This window comes from Geodermatophilus sp. SYSU D00684, assembly GCF_054050455.1.
In genome coordinates, this window is the sequence record NZ_JBJGZI010000046.1 from 1 (window position 1) to 26,552 (window position 26,552).

22 protein-coding genes are annotated in these 26,552 nt (G+C 74.4%); 9 read left to right on the forward strand and 13 right to left on the reverse strand.

Annotated features, from left to right (window positions below; all coding sequences use genetic code 11):
* Positions 1–43 precede the first annotated feature (43 nt).
* Together gyrA and gyrB are read right to left on the reverse strand one after the other, a co-directional pair.
* The gene (gyrA, locus tag ACI79L_RS23100) at positions 44–2,512 is read right to left on the reverse strand and encodes a DNA gyrase subunit A (protein ID WP_456939041.1); all 2,469 of its coding nucleotides are present in this window, start codon (positions 2,510–2,512) and stop codon (positions 44–46) included.
* 114 nt (positions 2,513–2,626) lie between these two features.
* A complete protein-coding gene (gyrB, locus tag ACI79L_RS23105; RefSeq protein WP_456939042.1) occupies positions 2,627–4,660 on the reverse strand; it encodes a DNA topoisomerase (ATP-hydrolyzing) subunit B in 2,034 nt (677 codons plus the stop codon).
* Positions 4,661–4,943: 283 nt separating this feature from the next.
* On the opposite strand from gyrB, the gene ACI79L_RS23110 reads away from it, so the two are divergent.
* On the forward strand, positions 4,944–6,476 hold the full coding sequence (locus tag ACI79L_RS23110; protein ID WP_456939043.1) for an SDR family oxidoreductase: 1,533 nt from the start codon (positions 4,944–4,946) through the stop codon (positions 6,474–6,476).
* Positions 6,477–6,565: 89 nt separating this feature from the next.
* Here the strand turns inward: ACI79L_RS23110 and ACI79L_RS23115 are convergent, their stop codons facing one another.
* From ACI79L_RS23115 to dnaA, 7 genes are all read right to left on the reverse strand, one after another.
* On the reverse strand, positions 6,566–8,332 hold the full coding sequence (locus ACI79L_RS23115; protein ID WP_456939059.1) for an ABC transporter ATP-binding protein: 1,767 nt from the start codon (positions 8,330–8,332) through the stop codon (positions 6,566–6,568).
* On the reverse strand, positions 8,329–9,105 hold the full coding sequence (locus ACI79L_RS23120) for a hypothetical protein (protein WP_456939044.1): 777 nt from the start codon (positions 9,103–9,105) through the stop codon (positions 8,329–8,331). The genes ACI79L_RS23115 and ACI79L_RS23120 overlap by 4 nt, the downstream gene beginning before the upstream one ends.
* Before the next feature lie 13 nt (positions 9,106–9,118).
* Positions 9,119–9,619 (reverse strand): DUF721 domain-containing protein, encoded by a 501-nt coding sequence (locus ACI79L_RS23125; RefSeq protein WP_456939045.1) that lies wholly within the window; start codon positions 9,617–9,619, stop codon positions 9,119–9,121.
* Complete coding sequence (gene recF, locus ACI79L_RS23130; RefSeq protein ID WP_456939046.1) at positions 9,612–10,790, reverse strand: DNA replication/repair protein RecF; 1,179 nt, start codon at positions 10,788–10,790, stop codon at positions 9,612–9,614. The genes ACI79L_RS23125 and recF overlap by 8 nt, the downstream gene beginning before the upstream one ends.
* A gap of 93 nt (positions 10,791–10,883) precedes the next feature.
* Positions 10,884–11,816 (reverse strand): phosphogluconate dehydrogenase (NAD(+)-dependent, decarboxylating), encoded by a 933-nt coding sequence (gene gnd / locus ACI79L_RS23135; protein ID WP_456939047.1) that lies wholly within the window; start codon positions 11,814–11,816, stop codon positions 10,884–10,886.
* 109 nt (positions 11,817–11,925) lie between these two features.
* Complete coding sequence (dnaN, locus tag ACI79L_RS23140; protein ID WP_456939048.1) at positions 11,926–13,077, reverse strand: DNA polymerase III subunit beta; 1,152 nt, start codon at positions 13,075–13,077, stop codon at positions 11,926–11,928.
* A gap of 875 nt (positions 13,078–13,952) precedes the next feature.
* Positions 13,953–15,800 (reverse strand): chromosomal replication initiator protein DnaA, encoded by a 1,848-nt coding sequence (gene dnaA / locus ACI79L_RS23145; protein WP_456939049.1) that lies wholly within the window; start codon positions 15,798–15,800, stop codon positions 13,953–13,955.
* A 674-nt stretch (positions 15,801–16,474) separates the two neighbouring features.
* On the opposite strand from dnaA, the gene rpmH reads away from it, so the two are divergent.
* From rpmH to ACI79L_RS23185, 8 genes are all read left to right on the forward strand, one after another.
* Positions 16,475–16,612 carry a 50S ribosomal protein L34 gene (rpmH, locus tag ACI79L_RS23150; protein ID WP_040338882.1) on the forward strand — a complete coding sequence of 46 codons (138 nt, stop codon included), beginning with the start codon at positions 16,475–16,477 and terminating at the stop codon, positions 16,610–16,612.
* A 1-nt stretch (position 16,613) separates the two neighbouring features.
* The gene (gene rnpA / locus ACI79L_RS23155; protein ID WP_456939050.1) at positions 16,614–17,033 is read left to right on the forward strand and encodes a ribonuclease P protein component; all 420 of its coding nucleotides are present in this window, start codon (positions 16,614–16,616) and stop codon (positions 17,031–17,033) included.
* Complete coding sequence (gene yidD / locus ACI79L_RS23160; protein WP_456939051.1) at positions 17,030–17,446, forward strand: membrane protein insertion efficiency factor YidD; 417 nt, start codon at positions 17,030–17,032, stop codon at positions 17,444–17,446. The genes rnpA and yidD overlap by 4 nt, the downstream gene beginning before the upstream one ends.
* Positions 17,439–18,599, forward strand: a complete 1,161-nt coding sequence (yidC, locus tag ACI79L_RS23165) for a membrane protein insertase YidC (RefSeq protein ID WP_456939052.1) — start codon at positions 17,439–17,441, stop codon at positions 18,597–18,599. The genes yidD and yidC overlap by 8 nt, the downstream gene beginning before the upstream one ends.
* A 132-nt stretch (positions 18,600–18,731) precedes the next feature.
* Positions 18,732–19,331, forward strand: coding sequence for a Jag family protein (locus tag ACI79L_RS23170; protein ID WP_456927717.1), 600 nt, complete (start codon positions 18,732–18,734; stop codon positions 19,329–19,331).
* Positions 19,328–19,984 carry a 16S rRNA (guanine(527)-N(7))-methyltransferase RsmG gene (rsmG, locus tag ACI79L_RS23175; RefSeq protein WP_456939053.1) on the forward strand — a complete coding sequence of 219 codons (657 nt, stop codon included), beginning with the start codon at positions 19,328–19,330 and terminating at the stop codon, positions 19,982–19,984. The genes ACI79L_RS23170 and rsmG overlap by 4 nt, the downstream gene beginning before the upstream one ends.
* A 91-nt stretch (positions 19,985–20,075) precedes the next feature.
* Positions 20,076–21,188: a ParA family protein gene (locus ACI79L_RS23180; protein WP_456939054.1), complete on the forward strand. Its 1,113-nt coding sequence runs from the start codon at positions 20,076–20,078 to the stop codon at positions 21,186–21,188.
* Positions 21,185–22,237, forward strand: a complete 1,053-nt coding sequence (locus ACI79L_RS23185) for a ParB/RepB/Spo0J family partition protein (protein ID WP_456939055.1) — start codon at positions 21,185–21,187, stop codon at positions 22,235–22,237. Before ACI79L_RS23180 ends, ACI79L_RS23185 begins: the two co-directional genes overlap by 4 nt.
* Positions 22,238–22,297: 60 nt before the next feature.
* Here ACI79L_RS23185 and ACI79L_RS23190 read toward each other — a convergent pair whose 3' ends face one another.
* The 4 genes from ACI79L_RS23190 to trxA form a co-directional block, all read right to left on the reverse strand.
* On the reverse strand, positions 22,298–23,299 hold the full coding sequence (locus ACI79L_RS23190; protein ID WP_456939056.1) for a D-alanine--D-alanine ligase family protein: 1,002 nt from the start codon (positions 23,297–23,299) through the stop codon (positions 22,298–22,300).
* A 1-nt stretch (position 23,300) separates the two neighbouring features.
* Entirely contained in the window at positions 23,301–24,701 is a 1,401-nt protein-coding gene (locus tag ACI79L_RS23195) for an aminotransferase-like domain-containing protein (protein ID WP_456939057.1), read from the reverse strand.
* Positions 24,702–24,793: 92 nt separating this feature from the next.
* Positions 24,794–25,936, reverse strand: a complete 1,143-nt coding sequence (locus tag ACI79L_RS23200; protein WP_456939058.1) for an N-acetylmuramoyl-L-alanine amidase — start codon at positions 25,934–25,936, stop codon at positions 24,794–24,796.
* A gap of 129 nt (positions 25,937–26,065) precedes the next feature.
* Positions 26,066–26,392, reverse strand: coding sequence for a thioredoxin (trxA, locus tag ACI79L_RS23205; protein WP_387988625.1), 327 nt, complete (start codon positions 26,390–26,392; stop codon positions 26,066–26,068).
* Positions 26,393–26,552: the final 160 nt, after the last annotated feature.

The window sequence follows — 26,552 nt, forward strand, 5'->3', positions numbered from 1 at the left end:
CGTGGTGACCGGAGGTCACCACGCGCCTGCTCCCGGTTCCACCCTAGGCGGCGGGCTCGTCGTTGTCCGTCGTGCGCGCGATCGCCACGATCGACACGTCCTCGGGCAAGTTCATGAGCTTGACACCCATGGTGGCCCGGTCCTTGTTGTGGCGCACGCCGTTGACCGGCGTCCGGATCACGCCGCCGCCGGAGGTGATGGCGTACAGCTCGTCGCCGAGCCGGACCGCCAGCGCCCCGACCAGGGCGCCCTTGCGCGCCTTCGGGTCCGCGGTGAGCACGCCCTTCCCGCCGCGGCCCTGCGGCGGGTAGTTCTCGATGCCGGTCCGCTTGGCGAAGCCGCGCTCGGTGGCGACCAGGACGTCGACGCCCTCCTCCACGACCATCATCGACAGCAGCCGGTCACCCGGCGACAGCGAGATGCCGCGCACGCCCTCGGTGGCCCGGCCCATCGGCCGCAGCGTGGCGTCGTCGGCCTTGAACCGGATCGACATCGCCGAGCGGGTGACCAGGAGCAGGTCCTGCTCGGGGTCGATGAGCGCCGCGCCGACCAGCTCGTCGCTCTCGCGCAGGTTGATCGCGATGACGCCGCCGCTGCGCGGGGAGTCGAAGTCCGACAGCCGGGTCTTCTTCACCTGCCCGTTGGCGGTGGCCAGGACCAGGTACGGCGCGACGCCGTAGTCCTTGATCTGCATGACCTGGGCGATCCGCTCGTCCGGCTGGAACGCCAGCAGGTTGGCCACGTGCTGGCCGCGGGCGGTGCGGTTGGCCTCGGGCAGCTCGTACGCCTTGGCCCGGTAGACCCGGCCCTTGGTGGTGAAGAACAGGATCCAGTCGTGGGTGGAGCCCACGAAGAAGTGGTCGACGATGTCGTCCTGCTTGAGCTGGGCGCCCATCACGCCCTTGCCGCCCCGCCGCTGCGACCGGTAGAGGTCGCTCTTGGTCCGCTTGGCGTAGCCGGTGCGGGTGATGGTGACGACGACCTCCTCCTCCGCGATGAGGTCCTCCATCGTCACGTCGCCGTCGTTGGCGACGAACTTGCTGCGGCGGTCGTCGCCGTACTTCTCGACGATCTCCTCGAGCTCGGAGCGGACCAGCTGCCGCTGCCGCTCCGGGGAGTCGAGGATCGCCTGCAGCTCGGCGATGCGGGCCTCGATCTCGGCCAGCTCGTCGAGGATCCGCTGCCGCTCCAGCGCCGCCAGCCGGCGCAGCTGCAGGTCGAGGATCGCAGTCGCCTGGACCTCGTCGACGTCGAGCAGCTCCATGAGGCCGGTGCGGGCGGCCTCGGCGGACTCGCTGTTGCGGATCAGCGCGATGACCGCGTCGAGCTGGTCGAGGGCCTTGGCGTAGCCGCGCAGGATGTGCGCGCGCTCCTCGGCCTTGCGCAGCCGGTAGCGGGTGCGCCGGACGATGACCTCGATCTGGTGGTTGACCCAGTTGCGGACCAGCTCGTCCAGGCGCAGCGTCCGCGGGACGCCGTCGACGATCGAGAGCATGTTGCAGCCGAAGGAGGTCTGCAGCTGCGTGTGCTTGTACAGGTTGTTCAGCACGACCTTGGCCACGGCGTCGCGGCGCAGGGTGATGACCAGCCGGCGGCCGACGCGGTCGCTGGACTCGTCGGCGATCTCGCTGATGCCCTGCAGCCGGCCGTCCTTGACCGCCTCGGCGATCGCCTCGGCCAGGTTGTCCGGGTTGACCTGATAGGGCAGCTCGGTGACGACGAGCTGCACGCGGCCGCGGCTGTCCTCCTCGACCGTGACGACGGCGCGCATCTTCACCGAGCCGCGGCCGGTGCGGTACGCGTCCTCGATGCCCTCGCGCCCGACGATCAGGCCGTGGGTCGGGAAGTCGGGGCCCGGGATCGCCTTCATGCAGGCGGTGAGGGCCTCCTCCGCCTCCGCGTCCGGGTTGTCGAGCATCCAGTAGGCGGCCTCGGCGACCTCGCGCAGGTTGTGCGGCGGCATGTTGGTGGCCATGCCGACGGCGATCCCCGCCGAGCCGTTGATCAGCAGGTTGGGGATGCGCGAGGGCAGGACCAGCGGCTCCTGCGTGCGGCCGTCGTAGTTGGCCTGGAAGTCGACGGTCTCCTCGTCGATGCCGGCCAGCATCTCCATGGCCAGCGGCGTGAGGCGGCACTCGGTGTAGCGCATGGCGGCCGGCGGGTCGTTGCCCGGCGAGCCGAAGTTGCCCTGGCCGTCGATGAGCGGGTAGCGCATCGACCACGGCTGGGCGAGCCGCACGAGGGCGTCGTAGATCGCCGAGTCACCGTGCGGGTGGTAGTTGCCCATGACCTCGGCGACCGGCCGGGCGCACTTGACGTAGCCGCGGTCGGGGCGGAAGCCCTGGTCGTACATGGCGAAGAGGACGCGGCGGTGCACCGGCTTGAGGCCGTCCCGCACCTCCGGCAGCGCGCGGCCGACGATCACGCTCATCGCGTAGTCGATGTAGCTGCGCTGCATCTCCTGCTGCAGGTCGACCGGCTCGACGCGGTCGCGGGCAGGGGTCTCGGTCACTGGTCAGATCTCCACAGGTGAGTGCACAGGAGTGGACGAACGCGCTGGTCAGGCGCCGTTTGCGGGGCCGGGGGACGGGCGTCGGACGCCGTTTCCCCGGCCCCGGTGCGGCGGTTAGACGTCCAGGAAGCGCACGTCCTTGGCGTTGCGGGTGATGAAGCTGCGGCGGGCCTCGACGTCCTCGCCCATGAGCACGCTGAACAGCTCGTCGGCCGTCGCGGCGTCCTCGAGGGTGACCTGGCCCAGGAGGCGGGTCTCCGGGTTCATCGTGGTCTCCCACAGCTCGCTGGCGTTCATCTCGCCGAGGCCCTTGTACCGCTGGATCATCTCCTCGCGGACCTTGCGGCCCTCCTCCTTGCCGGCGGCGAGCAGGGCGTCGCGCTCCCGGTCGGAGTAGGCGTACTGGTCACCCCACTTGCCGCCCCACTTGATCTTGTAGAGCGGCGGCCGGGCCAGGTAGACGTGCCCGGCCTCGACCAGCGGCCGCATGAAGCGGAACAGCAGGGTGAGCAGCAGGGTGCAGATGTGCTGGCCGTCGACGTCGGCGTCGGCCATCAGCACGATCTTGTGGTACCGGAGCTTCGACAGGTCGAACTCGTCGTGGATGCCGGTGCCGAAGGCGGTGATCATCGACTGGACCTCGGTGTTCTTGAGGACCCGGTCGATGCGCGCCTTCTCGACGTTGATGATCTTGCCGCGGATCGGCAGGATCGCCTGGAACATCGAGTCGCGGCCGGACTTGGCCGAGCCGCCGGCCGAGTCGCCCTCGACGATGTAGATCTCGGAGTTGCGCGGGTCGGTCGAGCGGCAGTCGGCGAGCTTGCCCGGCAGCGAGTTGTTGCTCAGCAGGTTCTTGCGGGCGAGCTTGCGGGCGTCCTGCGCGGCGCGGCGGGCGCGGGCGGCCGAGGCGGCCTTGGTGATGATGGTCTTGGCCTCGGTCGGGTTGGCCTCGAACCAGTGCGAGATCTGGTCGTTGCAGACCTTCTGCACGAAGCCCTTGACCTCGGTGTTGCCGAGCTTGGTCTTCGTCTGGCCCTCGAACTGCGGGTCGCCGATCTTGACCGAGACGATCGCGGCCAGGCCCTCGCGGATGTCCTCGCCGGTGAGCTTCTCGTCCTTCTCCTTGAGCAGCTTCTTCTCGACGGCGTAGCGGTTGACGATCGACGTCAGCGCCGCGCGGAAGCCCTCCTCGTGGGTGCCGCCCTCGTGCGTGTTGATGACGTTGGCGAAGGTGTAGACCGACTCGGAGTACGCGTCGGACCACTGCATCGCGACGTCGACCGACATGCGCATGTCGTTCTTGCCGGTGCCCTCGGCGCTGAAGCTGATGACCGAGCGGTGGATCGGCGTCCGCTTGGCGTTGATGTGACCGACGTAGTCGATCAGGCCGCCCTCGTAGTGGTAGGTGACCTCGGTGGCCTCGAAGGCCTCCACCTCGGCACCGGGCTGCGGGGCGACCTCGGCGACCGACACCTCCTCGGCCACGCCGGTCTCGGCCTTGCCCTGGCCGGGCCGCTCGTCGCGCAGGACGATCTTCAGGCCCTTGTTGAGGAAGGCCATCTCCTGCAGCCGGCGGCTGATGGTGTCGAACGAGTAGGTCGTCGTCTCGAAGATGCCGCCGTCGGCCCAGAAGGTGATCTGGGTGCCCTGCTTGGAGGTCGGGCCGACCTCCTCCAGCGTGCCGGGCTTGGCGAACTCGTAGGCCTGGTGCCACTCGCGGCCGTCCCGCCAGATGCGGACGTCGAGCGCGGTGGACAGCGCGTTGACGACGGTGACGCCGACGCCGTGCAGACCGCCGGAGACGCCGTAGCTCTTGCCGTCGAACTTGCCGCCCGCGTGCAGGACGGTCATGACGACCTCGACGGTCGGCCGCTTCTCGACGGGGTGCACGTCCACGGGGATGCCACGGCCGTTGTCCTCGACGCGGACGCCGCCGTCGGCCAGCAGGGTGACGCGGACGGTGTCGCAGAAGCCGGCCAGCGCCTCGTCCACGGCGTTGTCGACGACCTCCCACACCATGTGGTGGAGGCCGCGCTCACCTGTGGAGCCGATGTACATGCCGGGCCGCTTGCGGACCGCCTCGAGCCCCTCGAGGACGGTGATGGAGCTGCCGGAGTAGGAGTTCTCGGTCTTCGGTCGAGCGACCACGTGGGGCCCTTCTGTCGCGCTCCCGGCATGCGGGCACCTCTCCTCCGAGAGGGGCCCCGGGGGCGCACAGCGCCGCTCAGCCGGATGCTGGGGATTCCTGTCCTCCATGTTACCGGGTCCACCGACAGAAACCGCGTCGCGCAGGCCCTCAGGCCGTCCCTGCGCCACTCGCGGCTCGCGACGTACCACCGGTGTTGCCCCCGGGGTCGACACGCCCGCCCAGGGGCCGCTGGGCCGGTCGACCGGACGGCACCGTCCGCCGGCGACTCCCAGACTGGTCGACATGCAGCCGGCAGCGCGGCCCCTCACCTGTCTGGTCACCGGTGCGACCGGATACGTCGGCGGCCGGCTGGTCCCGGAACTGCTGGCCGCCGGCCACCGCGTCCGGGTGCTCACCCGCTCGCCGCGCAAGCTGCGCGACGTCCCCTGGCGGGACCGCGTCGAGGTCGCCGAGGGCGACGCCGCCGACGCCGACGCCGTCCGCCGCGCCTGCGAGGGCGCCGACGTCGCCTACCACCTCGTCCACTCGCTGGCGATCGGCCACGAGTTCGAGGAGCTGGACCGGCGCACCGCGCAGGTGATGGCCGACGCGGTGCGGGAGGCCGGCGTCGGGCGGCTGGTCCACCTGGGCGGGCTCGAGCCGCAGGACGAGGAGCCGTCCCCGCACCTGCGCTCGCGCGCGGAGGTGGCCCGCATCCTGCTGGACTCCGGCGTGCCCACCGTCGTGCTGCGGGCCGCGGTGGTCCTCGGCTCGGGCTCGGCGTCGTTCGAGATGCTGCGCTACCTCACCGAGCGGCTGCCGGTCATGGTCACGCCCCGCTGGGTGCACAGCCGCATCCAGCCGATCGCCATCCGCGACGTGCTCCGCTACCTGGTCGGCTGCGCCACGCTGCCGCCGGACGTGCACCGCTGCTTCGACATCGGCGGCCCCGACGTCATGGACCACGCGCACATGATGCAGCGGTACGCCGAGGTCACCGGGCTGCCCCGGCGGCGGATCCTGCCCGTCCCGGTCTTCACGCCGTCGCTGTCGAGCCACTGGGTCGGGGTCATCACGCCCGTGCCGGCGTCGATCGCCCGGCCGCTGGTCGAGTCGCTGCGCAACACCGTCGTCTGCGCCGAGCACGACATCGCGCGGTACGTGCCCGACCCTCCGGAGGGCCTGCTCGGTTTCGACGAGGCGGTGCGCCTGGCGGTGCAGAAGGTCCGCAACAACGCCGTCGACACCCGCTGGACCGGCGCCTCGGTGCCCGGGGCGCCGTCGGACCCGCTGCCCTCCGACCCGGACTGGGCCGGAGGCAGCCTCTACGTCGACGAGCGCACGCGGGAGACCGACGCCTCGCCGGACGCGCTGTGGCGGGTGGTGGAGGGCATCGGCGGGGAGACCGGCTGGTACAGCTTCCCGCTGGCCTGGGAGGTGCGCGGCTGGCTGGACCGCGCCGTCGGCGGGGTCGGGCTGCGCCGCGGCCGGCGGGACCCGTCGGACCTCTACGTCGGGGACGCGCTGGACTGGTGGCGGGTGGAGGAGCTCGAGGAGGGCCGGCTGCTGCGGCTGCGCGCGGAGATGCGGCTCCCCGGCCTCGCCTGGCTCGAGTTCCACGTGGAACGTGCCGACGACGGCCGCACCCGGCTGCGGCAGAAGGCGACGTTCCACCCGTTCGGCCTGCTCGGGCAGCTCTACTGGTGGGGCGTCTCACCGTTCCACGGCGTCGTCTTCGGCAGCATGGTCCGCAACCTGTGCAAGGCCGCGGAGGCCATCACACCGTCGGCCTCCCGGCCGACACCGCGGCCACGTGCCGTCCCCGACCTGCGCTGAGCCCCCCTGGCGCTCGATCGCGGGACCCGCCGGGCCCCACTCCTCCCGCCACCTCGCAGGGCGCCTCGCCCGAGCAGGAGGTCTCCCGGTCAGACCAGGAGCTGGGCGGAGGCGAGCTCGCGGTAGAGGGGGCTGGTCTCGACCAGCTCGGCGTGCGTGCCGCGGGCGACGACCCGGCCGCCGTCGAGGACGACGATCTGGTCGCTGTCGAGCACGGTGGACAGCCGGTGGGCGACGACGAGCAGCGCCCGGTCGGCGGCCGCGGCGGCCAGCGTCTCGCGCAGCAGGTTCTCGTTGCGGGCGTCGAGGCTGGCGGTCGGCTCGTCGAGCAGCAGCAGCGCCGGGCGGGCCAGCAGCGACCGGGCGATCGCCAGCCGCTGCCGCTCGCCGCCGGACAGCAGCACGCCCTCGTCGCCGACCGGCACGTCCAGCCCGCGGGCCGAGCGCTGCACCACGCCGGTCAGGCCGACGTCGGCGAGCACCGCCCACAGCTCGTCGTCGCCGGCGTGCGGCGCGGCCAGCAGCAGGTTCTCCCGCACCGTCCCGGCGAGGACCGGCGCCTCCTGCTCGACGTAGCCCAGCTGGGCGCGCAGCGCGGCCCGCGGCAGCTCGCGGACGTCGGCGCCGGCCCACCGGATCGCCCCGCCGGTCAGCGGGTAGAAGCCCTCGACCAGGGCGAGCACCGTCGACTTGCCCGCACCCGACGGGCCGACCAGCGCGACCCGGCTGCCGGCCGGAACGGTCAGCGACACCCCGCGCAGCACCTCCGTGCCGTCGGGGTAGGCGAACGAGACGTCGTCGAGCTCCAGCAGCGGGACGCCCGGGGCCGGCGCCCGCGGGGCGGTCGTCGCGCCGCCCACCTCGGCGACGGCGTCCCGCTCGGGCTCGAGGACCAGCACCTCCTGGATGCGGGCCAGCGCGCCGAGCCCGGTCTGCAGCTGGGTCCACGCCGAGACCGCCTGGCCCAGCGGCATGACCAGCAGGAACAGGTAGAGGATGAACGCGACCAGGTCGGCGACGGCGATCGAGCCGGTGGCCACCCGGTACCCGCCGAGCCCCAGGACGGCGAGGAACGCACCCTGCACGGCGATCGACCCGGCCGGCGCGACCAGCGCCTGCACCTTCGCCACCGAGACGCCGGCCCGGTAGGCCCGCGCCGCGCTCTCCTCCACCGCGTCGACCTCCCGCGCGGTGGCGCCGCTGGCCCGGATGGTGCGCACCGCCGACAGCGCCCGCTCGACGGCCGCCGTCATCGCGCCGACCTCCTCCTGGGCCCGCCGCGAGAGCCGGCGCACCCGCCGGCTGGTGCTGACCACCACCGCCATCCCGACGGCGACCGCGGCCAGCGTGACCAGCAGCAGCCAGACGTCGACCAGCGCCATCGCCACCAGCGCGCCGATCCCGACCACCGCGGAGCCGGCCACCTCCACGACGCCGGAGGTGACGGTGGCGCGCAGCAGCGTGGTGTCGGCGCCCACCCGGGACATGAGGTCGCCGGTGCGCCGCCGGTCGTACTCGGCCACCGGCAGCCGCAGCAGCCGGTCGGCCACGGTGCGCCGGGTGGTGAGGACGACGCCCTCCCCGGTGCGCTGCAGCAGGTAGGACTGCCCGGCGTTCAGCACCGCCCCGGCGACCAGGACCAGCACCAGCGCGGCGACGGCGGGCAGCAGCGGCCGGCCCGCGCCGACGGCGGCGATCACCCGCCCGGTGAGCGCCGGCTGGGCCAGCGCCGCGGCCGCGCCCACCAGCGACAGCCCGGCGGCCAGCAGCAGCGGCCGCCGGTGCGGGCGGAGCAGGGGCAGCAGGTCGCGCAGCCCCGCCGCGGCCGGTGGGGCGGCGGCCTCGGCGGCGCTCAGGAGACGCCGGCCAGGGCGGCGACCATCGCGCCCAGCAGGCGGGCGTGGTGCTCGATCAGCTCGGGCCGCTGCCCGTCGGGGCGGACCGCGGCGAGGTGGCCGGCGGCCGTCCAGAACTCGTCGCCGTCGTCCGAGGCCATCAGCAGCCCGCGCACGGCCGGGTCGCCGACCAGCCGGCGGACCGCCTCGCCGTCCTCGGCGGTGAGCAGCACCCAGCGGGCGTCGAAGGCCTCGTCGCCGCTGGGCACGTGCAGCAGGCCGCCGGTGCGGTGCCGCCAGAACCGGGCCGGGGACAGCCGCAGGCCGGGCAGGGGCAGCAGCACCGGCGCCGCGGTGACCGCCCACTCGGGCACGGTGTAGCGCTTGTCGGTGAAGACGACGTCGAAGGCGACCAGCTCGAGGGTGCCGGCGCGCCCGCGCATCACCCCGGCCGGCCGGTGGTCCTTCGTGGCGCGGACCGGGGCGGTGGCGACCAGCTCGGCGAGGACGGCGTCCTGGGGCGCGGTGCCGTCGGAGATCTCCCAGCCGTGCTGCAGCGCCCAGCCCTGCGCCCCGACGGTGTCGCCCTGGTAGCGGAACACCTGCTCGACGACGCCCGGCGTGCGCTGCCGCGGGGCCGGCGGCGCCCAGGAGACCACCGGTCCGGGGCGTGCCGGCTCGGGGTCCCGGTCGCCGTCGCCCGTCCCGCCCTCACCGAGGTGGGCCGGCTCCTGCCAGCCGTCCCGGTCGCGCGGGTCGTCGTCGCGGGGTCGGTCGTCGTGCGGGCTGCTCATCGGGGCACCGTCCTCATCCGTACGTGTCGCGGGGCCCCCGCCCGCGGACCGACCGCGGGCCCTTCTTCCAGCTGGGGGCCGTCGGTCCGACAACGCGCAGCCGGGTCACCACGTCCCCGCCCACCTGGGCGCGCAGCTTGGCGAGGATGGTCGGGGCGAGCAGCCGCAGCTGGGTGGCCCAGGCGGTCGACTCGGCGACGACGAGCAGCTCGCCCTCGGTCAGCGTCTCCGGGCGGCAGTGCGCGGCGATGTCGGGGCCGACCAGCGCCGACCAGCGGCCGAACACCGCGCCGACGCGGGTCTGCTCCGACCAGTCCTGGGTGCTGACCAGCGAGTCGACCAGCCGGGCCAGCGGCTGCGGGTCGTCGTCGCCGGGGCGCGGGCCGGTCCACCGCCGCCGCGGGCCGGCCACCCGGCGGCGGGTGGGCGCCGGGCGGGCCGCCGACGCGGCCCGGGCCGCCTCCAGCGCGGCACGGGCGATGTCGCTGGGCCGGGCCGGCCGCTCGTCAGCCACCGTGGACCTCCTCGCCGGTGCCGGCCGCCTCGACCAGCGTCGCCGTCCCCTCGCCCACCTCGACCCGGGCGCCGCGGAGCTCGTCGGGCACGTCGTCGAGCACGGCGGCCGTGATGAGCGTCTGCTCGGCGCCCCGGGCGACCTCGGCCAGCGCCGCCCGCCGGCCGGCGTCCAGCGTGGCGAAGACGTCGTCGAGCACCAGGATCGGCTCCTCCCCGTCGGCGCGCAGCAGGCCGAAGCAGCCGAGCTTGAGCGCGAGCGCCAGGGACCAGGACTCGCCGTGGCTGGCGAAGCCCTTGGCCGGGGCGGGGCCCAGGTGCAGGACCAGGTCGTCGCGGTGCGGACCGACCAGGGTCATCCCCCGGTCCACCTCGTCGCGGCGCCGCTCGGCCACCCGCTCGCGCAGCGCCGCCGACAGCTCGGCCGCCGACGGCGTCGCGGCGCCCTCGGCCAGCGGGGCGCCGTCGCCGGCCAGCGGGACGGTGCTCGCGTAGCCCAGGCCCGCGACCGCCGCGCCCGCGCCGGCCACGGTGGCGTAGGCGCGGGCGACGTGCGGCGCGAGGTCGGCGACCAGCGCCAGGCGGGCGGCCAGCAGCTGCCCGCCGAGCTCGACGAGGTGGGCGTCCCAGACGTCGAGAGTGGCCAGCGCGTCGCCGCGGGCCATCCGCGCGGTCTTGAGCAGGGCGTTGCGCTGCTTGAGCACCCGCTCGTAGTCGCTGCGCACCCCGGCCAGCCGCGGCGTGCGGCTGACCAGCAGGTCGTCGAGGAACCGGCGTCGCTCGGCCGGGTCGCCGCGCACCAGCGCGAGGTCCTCGGGGGCGAACAGCACGCTCTTCACCAGCCCGAGGAGCTCGCGCGGGCGCGGCAGCGCGGCCCGGTTCACCCGCACCCGGTTGGCCCGGCCCGGGTTGACCTCCACCTCGACGAGCAGCTCGCGGTCCTCCCGGCGCAGCGCGGCCCGGACGACGGCCTGCGCCGCGCCGTGGCGCACCAGCGGCGCGTCGGCGGACACCCGGTGGCTGCTCATGGTCGCGAGGTAGCCGACCGCCTCGACGAGGTTGGTCTTGCCCTCGCCGTTGCGGCCGACGAACACCGTCGGGCCGGGCCGCAGCGCCAGGTCGACCTTCTCCCAGCTGCGGAAGTCGACCAGCTGGAGGTGCCGGACGTACACCTCAGCCCCGGCCCGGCAGTGAGGTGCTGGAACGGCCGCCCTTCAGGGGCCCGCGCCGAGCGTGCGAGGCGTGGGGGGAAGGGTGGTCCTTCTTCACGCGGGGCGCTCGACCTCCTGCGCCTTGACGGCGTGCACCGCGTGCCCGCCGAACTGCTGGCGCAGCGCGGCGACCGCCTTCATCGTGGGCGAGTCGTCCTGCCGCGAGACGAACCGGGCGAACAGCGACGCCGCGATCGTCGGCATGGGGACGGCGTGGTCGATGGCCTCCTGGACCGTCCACCGGCCCTCCCCGGAGTCCTCGGCGTAGCCGCTGATCTTCTCCAGCTGCGGGTCCTCCTGCAGCGCGCGGACCAGCAGGTCCAGCAGCCACGAGCGGATGACGGTGCCCTGGGTCCAGCTGGCGACGACGCCCGGCACGTCCTCGATCAGGTCGACGGCGGCCAGCAGCTCGTAGCCCTCGCCGTAGGCCTGCATCAGCGCGTACTCGATGCCGTTGTGGACCATCTTCGCGTAGTGGCCCGCCCCCACCGGGCCGGCGTGCACGAAGCCCGCGCCCGGAATCTCCTCCCCCGACGCGTCGGTCGGCGACGGCGGCTTGAGCGCGTCGAACACCGGCTGCACCTTGGCGACGTCGTCCTTCGAGCCGCCGACCATCAGCGCGTAGCCGTTCTCCAGGCCCCAGACGCCGCCGGAGACGCCGGCGTCCACGTAGCCGACGCCCTTCTCGCCGAGCATCTCGGCGTGCACCTGGTCGTCGGTGAACCGGGAGTTCCCGCCGTCGACGACGACGTCGCCCGGCTCGAGCAGCTCACCGAGCTGGCGCACCGTCTCCCGGGTCGGCTCGCCGGCCGGGACCATCACCCACACCACGCGCGGCGCCGACAGCGCGCCGACCAGCGCCTCGAGGCTGTCGACGTCGCGCTTCTCCGGGTGGTGGTCGAAGCCGACCACCTCGTGACCGGCGCGGCGCAGCCGCTCGGCCATGTTGCCGCCCATCTTGCCCAGCCCGATCAGCCCCAGCTGCACGGCTCAGTCCTTCCCTCGCGGTCGTCATGGCACGGGCGCACGCGACGGTGCGGGTGCCCGCGGTGTGCGGTGCCCTCCCCGGCTGCCCGGGACACCTCGTACGCCGACGTCAGCCCGGCAGACGCACCGGCATGATCAGGTAGCGGTAGCTGCCGGGACGCTCCACCGGGCGGTCGCCGCCGTCCTCGTCGTCGGTCGCCGGGTCCTCGACGCCGGAGAGCACCGCGGGCTTGAGCGGGCTGGTGAAGTCCATCCGCGCCCGGCCGGTGTGCACCGCGGCCAGCCCGTCGAGCAGGAACGTCGGGTTGAAGCCGATGGTCAGCGGGTCGCCCTCGAACTCGACGTCGCAGCGCTCCTCGGCCTGGCCCTCGTCGTCGCTGCCGCCGGCGCGCAGCGTCACCTGGCCGGGGGTGAACTCGCAGCGCAGCGGCGTGCCGCGCTCGGCGACCAGGGCGACGCGCTTGGCGGCGTCGGTGAACTGCACGACCGGCAGCGTGGCGTGCGCGGCCGACTCGCTCGGCATGATCGCGCGGTACTTGACGAACTCGGCGTCCAGCAGCCGGGTGGTGGTCTGCCGGTCCTTGCCGGACAGGCCGAGGATGCCCTCGCCGGACCCGGTCGAGGACAGCGAGACCACGATCTCCGGGCCGCTGGTCAGCGTCCGGGCGGCGTCGGCGAGCGTGCGCGCCGGGACCAGCACCGCGGCCGAGATGCCGGGGGTCTCCGGGCGCCAGGCGAACTCGCGCACGGCCAGCCGGTAGCGGTCGGTGGCGGCGAGGGTCACCCGGTCGTCGTCGATCTCCAGCCGGACGCCGGTGAGCATGGGCAGCGTGTCGTCGCGGCCGGCGGCGACGGCCACCTGGCCGACCGCCTCGGCGAACACGTCGCTGTCGACCACGCCGGCCGACGACGGCATCGCCGGCAGCGACGGGTAGTCCTCCACCGGCAGCGTCGGCAGGCTGAACCGCGCGTTGCCGCAGGTGATCGCCAGCCGCGGGCCGTCGGCGCGGACGTCGACCGGCTGCGGCGGCAGCGCGCGGGTGATCTCGGCGAGCAGCCGGCCCGGCACCAGCACCCGGCCGCTCTCCCCCGCCTGCACGTCGACCTCCGCGCGCGCGGACACCTCGTAGTCGAAGCCGGAGACCGACAGCTGGCTGCCGTCGACCTCGAGCAGGATGCCGGCGAGGACCGGCACCGACGGCCGCGGCGGGAGGCTGCGCGCCGTCCACGCGACGGCATCCGCGAGCACCTCGCGTGTCACCCGGAACTCCATGACCGACCCACCCCAGCTCTGCACGGCCCACTGCTGTCGTCTGCGCACCCCGGTGCCCCGGCGTCCGTGCGGACCGGGAACGGGGCTCTGTGTCTGTTGCGTCGTTCATCGTGCCCGTCGGGGTGTGGATGGGGGAACCCGGGACCCGATCAGGTGGCCGCCCCTGCTCCCTGCTGCTGTCCCGCTGCGGCCCCGGAGCCCCGCCGGGCCGCAGCGTCCCCACCCCTACTGGGGTTCGAGAAAACCTCGATCTATCTCCCTCATCTCCGTCATCACCGGTGTGGAAGCTGGGGATCGAGGCCCTTCCCGCAGGTCAGCGCCAAAGTCGACATGTTGGCTCGCTGTGGGGAACTCACGTGCGGTTGTTGTCGACACGTGGACATCTCGACGGTCGTGCACAGGCACCGTCGTCCGTCCACGCCGAGTCCCCGCTCCACCCCCCGTCTGTCCCCAGTCCGTGCCCAGGCCGTCGGCGGGCGCGCCGGCCGACGACGGGTGAGGATGGGGACGACGGCCCGCCGGCAGCACGAAAGCGCAGGTCACCACGGCGGAACGTCGCTGGATGCACACACTGGGGAACCACCTGGGGACGACACCCGGTGCCACTGCTCCCCGGACCGGCCCGGTCCCGCCGGGATCACGATCTCCCCAGGGTGTGCACATCCCTGGGGACAACTCGTCGCGATGTCGACACGGCGGAGGCCGGTGACCGCCCGCCAGCCGCGGGACGACGGGCGACGACCGGTCCCCGTCGCCGCCCCCCGGCTGTGGACAGCCGGCCCGGTGTCTCCACCGCGGGCCGGGACGACGACGGCCGCCGGGCCCTCACGTGAGGTCCCGGCGGCCGTCGGAGGGCCCTGGGGCTACTGGCGGGCGCGGCTCTTGATGCGCGCGGTCAGCTCGGTGACCTGGGTGTAGGTCGCCCGGCGCTCGCTCATCAGGTTGGTGATCTTCTTGACCGCGTGCATGACCGTGGTGTGGTCCTTGCCGCCGAAGGAGGCACCGATCCGCGGCAGGGACAGCTCGGTGAGCTCCCGGCACAGGTACATCGCGATCTGGCGGGCGTTGACCAGCGTGCGGCTGCGGTTGGAGCCCTGCAGCTCCTCCATCGTCACGGAGAAGTACTCCGCGGTCGCGGCCATGATGATCGCCGCCGTGATCTGCGGGCCCTGCTCGTCGCTGATGAGGTCCTTGAGCACCAGCTCGGCCAGCGGCAGGTCCACCTGCTGCTTGTTGAGGCTGGCGAAGGCGGTGACCCGGATCAGCGCGCCCTCGAGCTCGCGGATGTTGGTCTGCACCTTGCTGGCGATGAACTCCAGCACCGGGTCGGGCACCTGCAGCCGCTCGCCGTAGGCCTTCTTCCGCAGGATCGCGATGCGGGTCTCGAGGTCGGGCGCCTGGACGTCGGTGATCAGCCCCCACTCGAACCGCGTGCGCAGCCGGTCCTCGAGCGTCGTCAGCTTCTTCGGCGCCCGGTCGGAGGTGATGACGATCTGCTTGCTCGCGTTGTGGAGCGTGTTGAAGGTGTGGAAGAACTCCTCCTGCGTCCGCTCGGCGCGCTCCAGGAACTGGATGTCGTCGATGAGCAGGAAGTCGATGTCCCGGTAGCGGCGGCGGAAGTCCTCGGCCCGGCCGGAGTGCACCAGGTTGATGAACTCGTTGGTGAACTCCTCGGTGCTGACGTAGCGCACCCGCACGTTGGGGAACATCCGCGCCGCGTAGTGCCCGATCGCGTGCAGCAGGTGCGTCTTCCCCAGCCCGGAGTCGCCGTAGACGAACAGCGGGTTGTAGGCCCGCGCCGGGGCCTCGGCGACGGCGACCGCGGCGGCGTGGGCGAACCGGTTGCTGTTGCCGATGACGAAGCTGTCGAAGACGTACTTGGGGTTCAGCCCCGGGTCGAGGCCGGCCGGCGGACGGCGGTCACCGAACAGCGGCACCGCGGTGCCGGACGTGCGGCCGGGGGCCCCGCCGCGCTGCGGCCCGGGCTCGTCGGCGCCGTCGGGGACGGCGTCCCCGAGGTCGAAGGGCAGCACCTCGGCGCCCTCCCCGACGCGCGGGCCGCGGCGCCGGCCGGTGCGCCCGCGGCTCGCGGGGCTCCAGTCGGTGCCGCCCCACTCCCCCACGCCGTCACCGGCGGGCGGCGGGACGTCGGCGGGGGACGGCGCCTCCCGGCGCGCGGCGTCCCGGCGGGCGGCGTCGGCCCGGCCGGCGTCGTAGGGCTCGAAGGGACCGGCCTCGTACGGGGCCGGCTCGTAGGACGCCGGCTCGTAGGGGCCCGGCTCGTACGGCGCGGGCTCGAAGCCGGCGCGGTCGAGCGGCCGCGCGTCGCTGCGCACCCCGAAGGCGCTGCGGCCGTCGTCGGCCCGTTCGCGGTCCTCGTCGCTGGGGCCGGCGTCGACCGGCGTCCACGGCCGGCGGGTCGGCGGGTCGGCGGGCGCGGGTGCGGAGGCGGGTGCGTCCTCGAGCTGGATGGCGACGCCGATGTCCCGGCCGAGCTGCTCGGACAGCGCCTCGGCCAGCACCCGGCGCATCCGCGACTCGAGCACGGTCTGGGTGAACTCGTTGGGCGCGGCGAGCACGGCGGTGCCCCCGACCAGGCCCACCGGCCGGGTCAGGTTGAGCATCGCGTTCTGCTGCCGGGTGAGGCTGGTCGCCAGCCGCTCGCGGACCGAGTCCCAGACCTCCGCCAGGTCCACCGTGGCATCGGCCATGACCGTGTCCTCCCCTTGCAGTTCGTCCCCGCTGTGCGACCTCCGGCGTCCCCAGGAGCCGGCGTCCCCGGTGCCACGGCTGCCCGGGAAGTGGACATCCTGGACACCCGGGTTCCACACGAGTGTCCACAGGCTGTGCACGACCGGCGACATGGCGCCGTGTCGACCTGTGGATGTCAGGTCGCAGCGGTGTCGTCGCTGGTCGGGAGGGAGGTCGTGATACGGCTCGAGGCGGACTGCGGTCAGGTCGACCGGGTGGTCGGCCCCCGTGCCGGGCGGTCTGCCCGGACCGGAGCGACGGCGACGCTAACAGCCCCGTCCACAGCCCGGCAACGACGTCCGGGGACGCCTGGGACGGCCGGTGCGCGTGTCGTTCGGCGTGTCGTCCCCGGGCGGTCGGCGTGCCGACACCGACCGTCCGCCCGGAGGGTGCAGCCTGGCGGGTCGCCGTCGGCGAGCCGGTCGCGTGACCGGGACCGCGGGATCGGCGTCCTCGGGCGCCGCCGTCCTCGGTTATGCTGGTCGGAGTCTGTGGACCGGGCCGCTGGCACCGGGATCCGCAGCGCCAGCCTCGCGGGGTCCCGCGGAGCGGCCCCGCCGCCTCTCCCGGAGCCCCGCCGCGTGCCTGCCCACCGGCCGGCCGCACCACCGATGTCCTGCCGTAGGAGTACCCCGTGAGCAAGCGCACCTTCCAGCCGAACAACCGCCGCCGGTCCAAGACCCACGGCTTCCGGCTGCGGATGCGCACCCGCGCAGGCCGCGCGATCCTCGCCGGCCGCCGCCGCAAGGGTCGCGAGAAGCTCTCCGCCTGAGGTGCTGCCCGCGCAGGCCCGCCTGCGCCGGCGTCCGGAGTTCACCGCGGTCGTCCGGTCGGGCCGGCGTGCCGGTCGGCCGACCATGGTGCTCCACTACCTCCCCGTCCGACCCCCGGCCTGCACGGCCGGGGGTCTCGGCGTGCCCGGGGACGGGACGCCCGCCGGGCCCCGGGCCGGGTTCGTGGTCGGCAAGGCGGTCGGCAACTCCGTGGTCCGGCACCGCGTGACCCGGCAGCTGCGCGCCGCCGTGCGCGAGGAGCTCGGCCGGCTGCCCGCCGGTGCCGACCTGGTCGTCCGGGCCCGTCCCGACGCCGCGACGGCGACCTCCGCGCAGCTGCGCCGCGACCTGGCCGCCGGCCTGGACCGGGTCCTCGCCGAGCGCTCCCGGCCGGCGACCGAGCGGACGCGGTCCTCGTGAGCGCCCCCGCGACCCGGCGTCCCGGACCCGTGGCCCGCGCGCTGCTGGCCGCCGTCGGCTTCTACTCCCGCGCGATCAGCCCCGCGCTGCCCCCGCGCTGCCGCTTCGCCCCGACCTGCAGCGCCTACGCCGCCGAGGCGGTCGCCGTCCACGGCGCCGCCCGCGGGTCGTGGCTGGCGCTGCGGCGGCTGCTCAAGTGCGCGCCCTGGCACCCCGGCGGCTACGACCCGGTCCCCGCGCCGCGCGCGGCCCGGGCCCGCCCCGGAATCGGCGGCGACGGCCGCACGTCGATGACAGCGGCACCCGCGGCGCCCGCCGCCGGCGTGCCCGCCGCCGACGGTGCCCGTCGCCCCGCCCCCGAGACCCCGCCGGCGTCCAGCCGGGCCCCGCAGGAGGAGTCCTCCGTTGCTTGACTGGCTCTACACCGCCATCGCCTTCGTCATGAAGACGTGGCACTCGGTGTTCTCGACGTTCCTCGACCCGGCCGCCGGCATCACCTGGGCGCTGTCGATCGTGTTCCTCGTCGTCACCGTCCGGCTGCTGCTGTTCCCGCTGTTCGTCAAGCAGATCAAGAGCCAGCGGGCGATGCAGGAGATCCAGCCGGAGATCCAGAAGCTGCGCAAGCAGTACGGCGCGGACCGCCAGGGCTTCAGCCAGGCGATGATGGCGCTGCAGAAGGAGCGCGGGGTCAACCCGCTGGCCGGCTGCCTGCCGATCCTCCCGCAGATCCCGGTCTTCCTCGCGCTGTTCCACGTGCTGCGCCGGCTGCAGCCCGGTGCCCAGGGCCTCTACAGCTGGAGCGACGAGCTCACCGACCAGGCCGCCAAGGCGGAGCTGTTCGGGGTGGCGCCCATCTCGTCGTCCTTCAACATGACGGGGGCCAAGGCCGAGGCCATCCTCGCGCTGCCCGGTGTCACCCAGGCCGGCATCCGCACGGTCGCGCTCATCCTCATGGTGATCATGTGCGTGACGACCTACGTCACGCAGAAGCAGATCATGAAGCGCTCCGGCCCGGTCGAGGGCCAGGCCGCGATGGTGCAGAAGCTGCTGCTCTACGGCATGCCGATCAGCCTCTTCGTCACCGGCTTCTTCTTCCCCATCGGCGTCCTCCTGTACTGGATGACGAACAACCTGTGGACCCTGGGCCAGCAGTTCTTCATCCTGCGCAAGATGCCCCCGCCCGGCAGCCCCGCCGCCAAGGCGAAGGCCGAGGCCGAGAAGCCCGCGATCGACCCGAAGACGCTCGCCCCCAAGCCCGGTGCCAAGCCGGTGCGCGGCAAGGGCGGCCGGCCGGCGGGCGCCGGCGTCGAGCTGACCAAGGGCGGCGCTGACGGTGCCACGGCGGACGGCAGCACGGCCGGCGGCAGCACGGCCGGTGGCACCGGCGGCAGCGCGAACGGCACCGGCACCGCGAACGGCACCGGCGGCGGCACGGCCGGCGGGGCGACCGCCGCGGGCGGGACCGCCTCCGGCGGCCGCCCCGGCGGGAACCGCACCCCCCGTCCCGCGAACCGCGGCCCGCACGGCCGGCCCGCCGGCACCGGCGGCAAGCGCAAGCGCCGCTAGACCCCGGTCCGCGGCGACGGCGTCCCCGACGCCGGTCGCCGCGGACCCGCCGGGAGGAGCAGCGACCCCGCGCCCTCCGGCCTCCGACCTCCGGGCCCGCCCCGGCTGCCCGCACCGACTGGAGGTACCTCCGTGAGCGTCCCGAACCACACCGCACCGGCCGAGACCCCCGACCTCCCCGACGCCGACGACGACAGCACCGACGCCGTCCTCGAGCCCACCGACGAGGTCGCGCCCGCCCCCTCGGGGAACGGCCGCGCCGCCACCGGCACCGACCTGCTCGTCCGCGAGGGCGACGTCGCCGGGGACTACCTCGAGCGGCTGCTCGACATCCTCGACGTCGACGGCGACATCGACCTCGACGTGGAGGGCGACCGGGCCTCGGTCGCCATCGTCGGCGGCGACCTCGACGACCTCGTCGGCTCCGACGGCTCCGTCCTGGAGGCGCTGCAGGAGCTCACCCGGCTGGCCGTCGCGCAGGCCACCGGCGTGCGCAGCCGGCTGATGCTCGACATCGGCGGCTACCGGGCCCGGCGGCGCGCGGATCTCACCTCCATGGCCGCCGAGGCCGCCCGCCGGGTCGCCGGCACCGGGCAGCCCGAGCGGCTGGCGCCGATGAACCCCTTCGAGCGCAAGGTCGTCCACGACGTCATCGCCGGCGTCAGCGGGGTGCGCAGCGAGTCCGAGGGCGAGGAGCCCAACCGCCGCGTCGTGGTCCTGCCGGAGCGGTGAGCGGCACTCCCGTCCCGTCCGCCCCACCCGCCCCGGAGGTCGCCGCCGCCGTCTTCGGGGCGGGGCTGCCCGGCGCCGAGCGCTACGTCGCCCGGCTCGCCTCCGACGGCGTCACCCGCGGGCTGATCGGCCCGCGGGAGGTCCCGCGGCTGTGGGAGCGGCACGTGCTCAACAGCGCGGCCGTCGCCGAGGCCGTGCCCGAGGGAGCCCGGGTGGTCGACGTCGGCAGCGGCGCCGGCCTCCCCGGGATCCCGCTCGCGCTCGCCCGGCCGGACCTGCGGATGACCCTGGTCGAGCCCATGGCCCGCCGGGTCGAGTTCCTCGAGGAGGTCGTCGCCGAGCTGGGCGCCCCGTGGCGGGTGGTCCGCGGCCGCGCCGAGGAGCGCTCGGTGGCGACCGCGGTCGGCCCGGTCGACGTCGTCACCGCCCGGGCGGTCGCCGCGCTGCCCCGGCTGGTCGGCTGGAGCCGCGGCCTGCTGCGGCCCGGCGCCCAACTGGTGGCCCTCGTCGGCGCCCGCGCGGTGGAGGAGCTGCCCGCGCTGCTGCCCGAGCTGGAGGCCGCGGGCATGCGCGACGTCCACGTCCGGGCTGTCGGCGCGGAGCTGGGGGACGCTGCCACTACCGTGGTGGTGATGACGCGGAGCCGACGGTGAGGCCCCGCGGGACGACCACGGCGTTCCACGTGGAACGCGACCAGGTACCCGTCCCGTTCCACGTGAAACGGGTCGGCAGGGAGGACCCGCGATGACCGACCCGGGCCAGCGGCTGCGCAGCAGCCTCGCGGCCGACTCGGCGGCCCACTCCGGCGGGGACTTCGACAGCCCCATCGCGATGGAGGCGCTGCGGGCCACCCGGGTGCTGCACGCCGCCGACCAGGAGCCGTTCCCCGCACCCGGGCGCATCCGGGTGATCACCGTGGCCAACCAGAAGGGCGGCGTCGGGAAGACCACCTCGACGGTCAACCTGGGCGTGGCGCTGGCGCTCTACGGCCTGCGGGCGCTGGTCATCGACCTCGACCCGCAGGGCAACACCAGCACCGCCCTCGGCGTGGAGCACACGGTGGGGACGCCGTCGATCTATGACGCCCTCGTCGGGGACAGCTCGCTGGCCGACGTCGTCCACCCGACGACGGCGAGCCCGAACCTGCGCTGCGTCCCGGCGACGATCGACCTGGCCGGCGCGGAGATCGAGCTGGTCTCCGTCGTCGCCCGCGAGTACCGGCTGCGCCGGGCGATCGAGAGGTACATCCACGGCCTGCCCGAGGACCAGCGGCCGCACTACGTCCTCATCGACTGCCCGCCGTCGCTGGGCCTGCTGACGCTCAACGCGCTCGTGGCCGGCGACGAGGTGCTCATCCCGATCCAGTGCGAGTACTACGCGCTGGAGGGCCTGGGCCAGCTGCTCAACAACATCGAGCTGGTGCGCGCGCACCTCAACCCGGGGATCGCCGTCCGCACCATCCTGCTGACGATGTACGACGGCCGGACCAAGCTCGCCGACCAGGTCGCGGAGGAGGTCCGCAGCCACTTCGGGGACCTGGTGCTGGCCACGGTCATCCCGCGCAACGTCCGGGTGTCCGAGGCGCCGGGGTACGGACAGTCCGTGCTCACCTACGACCCGGGCTCCCGCGGCTCGACCAGCTACGTGGAGGCCGCGCGCGAGCTCGCCGAGCGCGGCGTCGGCCTGGAGCCGATCGACGTCCGGCCGATGGGCCCCCCGCCGCCGCCTCCGGCGCCGGCGACCGCGCCCATGCCCGCCGTCCGGCCGGGCGCCGCGCGGCACGCCGACCCGGCGTTCGCCGGCACCGACGCCGCCGTCCTGCCCGTTCCCAGCTCCGTCGACGAGGAGACCCGATGAGCAAGCGTGGCGGCCTCGGCCGGGGTCTCGCGGCGCTGATCCCCACCGCCCCGCCGGTCGAGCAGCCGACGCTGCCCGAGGCCGACGGCCCGGCCCCCGCCGCCCCCGAGGCGGGTGGGACGCCCGGGGCGGGTGGGGCGCCGGCGCCGGTCACCCTGCTGCCGCCGGCGGCGCAGGCGGCCGCCACCGTCGCCGCGCAGGCCGAGGCAGCCGTCGGCGTCCCCGGCGCCCAGCTGCGCGAGGTCGCCGTGGGCGACGTCGCCCCCAACCCGCGCCAGCCGCGGCAGGTCTTCGACGACGAGGCGCTCGAGGAGCTCACCCACTCGGTGCGCGAGTTCGGCCTGCTGCAGCCGATCGTCGTGCGCGAGCGCACCGACGGCGACGACGGGGCGCCCTACGAGCTCATCATGGGCGAGCGCCGGCTGCGGGCCGCCCGCGCGGCCGAGTTGGAGACGGTGCCGGCGATCGTCCGGGACACCGAGGACGACGCCCTCCTCCGCGACGCGCTGCTGGAGAACATCCACCGCGTCCAGCTCAACCCGCTGGAGGAGGCGGCGGCCTACCAGCAGCTGCTGGAGGAGTTCGGCGCCACCCACGAGGAGCTGGCGCAGCGGATCGGCCGCAGCCGCTCGCAGGTCACCAACACCATCCGGCTGCTCAAGCTGCCGGTGAAGGTGCAGACCCGGGTCGCCGCCGGCGTCATCTCCGCCGGGCACGCGCGGGCGCTGCTGGGCCTCGACGACGCGGAGGCGCAGGAGGCCCTGGCCGCCCGGATCGTCGCCGAGGGGCTGTCGGTGCGGGCCACCGAGGAGGCGGTCGCGCTCGCCGTGGCCGAGCAGCCGGCCTCCCGCCGCCGCGCCCGCCGGATCAGCGCGCCCGGCGTGGAGGACCTCGCCGGCCGGCTCTCCGACGTCTTCGAGACGAAGGTGAAGATCCAGATCGGCCGGGCCAAGGGCCGCATCGTCGTCGAGTTCGGCTCGGTGGACGACCTGCAGCGCATCATCGGCCAGATGGCCCCGGACCTGACCGGCCGCCGCGAGGAGCAGTAGGACCCACGCACGACAGAGGCCGGTTTCCGTCACCGACGGAAACCGGCCTCTGTCGTCGGGTCAGCGGGCGCTGCGCGCCCGGCGGGTGAGCAGTCCGGAGAGGACCTCGCCGAGGTCGTGCCCGGCGGCCTCGACCGCCATGGGGAACATCGAGGTCTCGGTCAGCCCCGGGGAGACGTTCACCTCGAGGAAGTGCACCTCGCCGTCGGGCGAGACGATCGCGTCGGTGCGGGACAGGTCCGCGAGACCCAGCGCCCGGTGCACCCGCACCGCGACGTCGGCGGCGCGGGCCGCGACCTCGTCGGACACGCGGGCCGGCGCGTGGTACTCGGTGAGCCCGGGCGTGTAGCGGGCGGTGTAGTCGAAGACGCCGGACTCCGGGACGATCTCCACCGCCGGCAGCGCCTGCGGCCCCTCCCCCAGGTCGACCACCGACAGGGCGAGCTCGACGCCGTCGACGAACCGCTCGACGAGGACGGTGTCGCCGTAGGCGAAGCAGCTGACCATCGCCGCGGGCAGGTCCTCGACGCGGGTCACCTTCTGCGCGCCCAGCGCCGAGCCGCCCGAGGCCGGCTTGACCATCAGCGGCAGCCCGAGCCGGGCGACGATGAGGTCCAGAACGGCACCGGCGCCCAGCTCGCGGAAGGTGCTGTGCGGCAGCGCCACCCAGTCCGGCGTCGTCACCCCGGCCGTGCGCACGACCGACTTGGCCGCGGGCTTGTCCCAGGCCAGCCGGCAGGCCGCGGCCGGGGAGCCGACGTAGGGGACGCCGGCCAGGTCGAGGACCGCGCGCAGGGCGCCGTCCTCGCCGGTGGCGCCGTGCAGGGCGATGAACACCGCGTCGGCGGGGGCGGCGGCCAGGCCGGGCAGCAGCTCGGCGTCGGCGTCGCGCAGCTCGGCGTCGACACCGACGCGGGCCAGCTCCTCCACCACCTGGGTGCCCGAGGACAGGCTGACCTCGCGCTCGAAGGTCAGGCCACCGGCCAGGACGACGGCGCGCAGCGGGGTCTCCTCGACCTCGGGGGCGGCCGGTGCGGCGGGGTCGGTCACGGGTTCGGTCACGTCAGTCCTCGATCCGGTCGCTGCTGGCGGGGCCGACGATGGTCTCGGCGGTGCTGTCGGTCCGGCCGACGGCGCGGAAGGTGCCGGTGTCGACGGCGTCGAAGGTGGAGTGCAGGTCCAGCTCGGCCTCGATGACCCGGGCCAGCCGGCGCACGCCCTCCCGGATCTGGTCCGGCTCGGGGTAGCAGTAGGACAGCCGCATGTACTCGCGGCCCGACCCGTCGGCGTAGAAGCCGATGCCCGGGACGTAGGCCACGTGCGCGCCCACCGCCCGCGGCTGCATGAGCTTGGCGTCCAGGCCGTTGGGGAGCTTCAGCCACACGTAGAAGCCGCCGTCGGGCCGGGTCCAGGTGGTGCCGGGGGGCATCAGGGCGTCGAGGGACTCCAGGGTGGCGTCGCGCCGCTCCCGGTACAGCTCGGTGAACAGCTTGATCTGCTCGCGCCAGGGCTGGGTGTCCAGGTAGCGGGCGACGGCGTACTGGGTGAGCGAGGGCGGGCAGAGCACCTGCGCCTCGGTGGCCAGCACCAGCTTCTCGCGGACGGCGAGCGGCGCGAGGACCCAGCCCACCCGCAGGCCCGGGGAGAAGGTCTTGGAGAACGAGCCGAGGTAGATGACCCGCTGCGCGTTGCGGGCCCGCAGCGCGCGCATCGGCTCGTGGTCGAAGCCGAGCAGGCCGTAGGGGTTGTCCTCGATGACCAGCAGGTCGTACCGGTCGGCGATGTCGATGATCGCCTGGCGGCGCGGCTCCGACAGCGTCACGCCGGCCGGGTTGTGGAAGTTGGGCACCGTGTAGAGGAACTTGACCCGGTCGCCGTTGGCGCGGCACTCGAGCAGCGCCTGCTCCAGCGCCTCGGGCACCAGCCCGTCGTCGTCCATGGCGACGTGCTCCACCCGCGCCTCGGCGGCCTGGAAGACCCCGAGCGCGCCGACGTAGGAGGGACCCTCGGCGAGGATGACGTCGCCCGGGTCGCAGAAGACGCGGGTCACCAGGTCCAGGGCCTGCTGCGAGCCGACGGTCACCACGACGTCGCTGGGCGAGGCGTCGGTGATGCCCTCGAGCGCCATGACGTCGCAGATGCGCTCGCGCAGCCGCGGGTCGCCCTGGCCGGAGCCGTACTGCAGGGTCTGTGCGCCCATCCCGCTGACCAGCTCGCCGATCATCGAGCCGACGGCGTCCAGCGGCAGCGCGGTGACGGCGGGCATGCCGCCGGCCAGCGAGACCACCTCGGGCCGGCTGACGACGGAGAAGAGTGCGCGGATCTCCGAGCTCTTCATGCCGTGCGTGCGAGCTGCGTACCGGTCGGCCAGCGGGTCCAGCCGCGGGTGGCGGGGCACCACGTGCCCGTGCTGCTGCGGCGGCGTGCGGTGCGGCTGGCCGTGCGACGGCGGGAGAGGGGCCACGGACCGAGTGTAGGGAGGCCGCCGCGCGCGCCCGTCCGGACACGGCGGCTGAGACGGACCCGTCACACCTGGGGTGCCAGGCGCCCCAGCCGTCACACCCTCTGCGGGAGGACGAACGTGCCGGTGGGCGGGTCGGCCTCCGCGGGCAGGAACAGCCGCTGGACGGCGGCCAGCACCGCCGAGGCCACGGTGCCGCGGAGCCGGGCGTCGAGCAGCAGCAGCCGGTCGACCGGGTGCGACAGGTAGCCGACGTCGAGCCGGACGGCGGGCATCCGGGTCATCCGCAGCAGGTCCCAGGTCTTGGGGTGCCCGCCCAGGTCGAGCATGCCGGTGCGGGCCACCACCTCGCGGCGGGCCAGGTCGGCGAAGCGCTCCCCCACCGTCGACGACGTCCCCGAGCCGGTGCCGTAGTAGTAGCTGGCCACCCCGCGGGCGTGCGGCGAGTCGTAGGCGTCCAGGTGCAGGGAGATGAACAGGTCGGCGCGGGCGTCGTTGGCGAACGCGGTCCGCTCGGCCGGCGACGGGTTCTGCTCGCGGCCGCGGGTGAGGTAGACCGTGGCGCCGGCCGCGGCCAGCCGCCCCTCGATCCGGCTGGCGAGGTCGAGCACGAGGTCGGCCTCGGTGGTCTCGCCGGCGGCGAAGCCGGTGTCGGCGCCGCCGTGCCCCGGGTCGACGACGATGCGCCGGCCGATCAGGTGCGGCCCGCTCTCGACGAACTCGGCACTCTGTCGCAGCAGCTGGGGGCGCCCGCCGGTCACCTTGCGGCCGAGCTGGCGCAGCGCCCGCAGGGTGGCGGGCCCGCAGGTGCCGTCGGCGGTCAGCCCGTAGTCGCGCTGGAAGGCCTGGAGGCCGGACTCGGTCTCGCGGCCGAAGATGCCGTCGGCGCGGCCGGCGTCGTAGCCGAGCTCGAGCAGCCGCTCCTGCAGGTTGGTGACGTCGTCGCCGCGCATGGGCCGCTCGGGGTCGTGGTGCAGCAGCCGGTCGCCCAGCGACCAGCGCGCCTCCGTCAGCGCCCGCCAGGTCTCCTCGCCGACCCGGCCGTCCACCGACAGCCCGCGGACCTGCTGGAAGTGGCGGACGGCGAGCGCGGTGGCCTCGTCGTAGACGCCGTCGGTGGGCCCGGCGCCGTCGGTGGGCTGGAGCAGGCCCAGGCTGCGCAGCGCGGCCTGTACGTCTGCGACGGCGGCTCCGTGGCTGCCCGGACCCAGCGGCTGCATGTCGCTCTCGCTACCCATCGTGCCCACGATTGTCGCCTCCGCGACGCCTGCCGGCCCAGCCGGGGGTCCCGGCCGGCGCAACGGCGAGGGCCCGCCTGGGACGTTCCCCAGACGGGCCCTCGGGAGCCGTGTGTCGGAGCCTGCGACTCAGATGTAGTCGGCGAGGTCCGAGAGGATCGCACCCTTCGGCTTGGCGCCGATGATGCTCTTGACCGGCTTGCCGCCCTGGAACACCGTCATCGTCGGGATCGACATGACCTGGTAGTCGCGGGCGATCTGCGGGTTCTCGTCGATGTTGAGCTTGGCGATCGTCAGCTTCTCGCCGTGCTCCTTGGCGATCTCCTCGAGCACCGGGGCGACCATCTTGCACGGCCCGCACCACTCGGCCCAGAAGTCGACGAGGACGGGCTTGTCACTGCCCAGCACCTCGTTGGCGAAGGTCGCGTCGGTCACCGTCACGGTGTTGCCTGCCATGGTCGTTCTCCTCTGTCGCGGTCGAGGTCTGTCGGCCTCCGCGGGGAGTAACCCGCGGAGGGGGTGCGGTATGCCCGGGGTGGTGACGTGCTGGAACGGCCCCCTCGCAGGGGCCCGCCGCGAGCCTGCGAGCGGTGGGGGGGTGGGGGGGGGGGGGGGG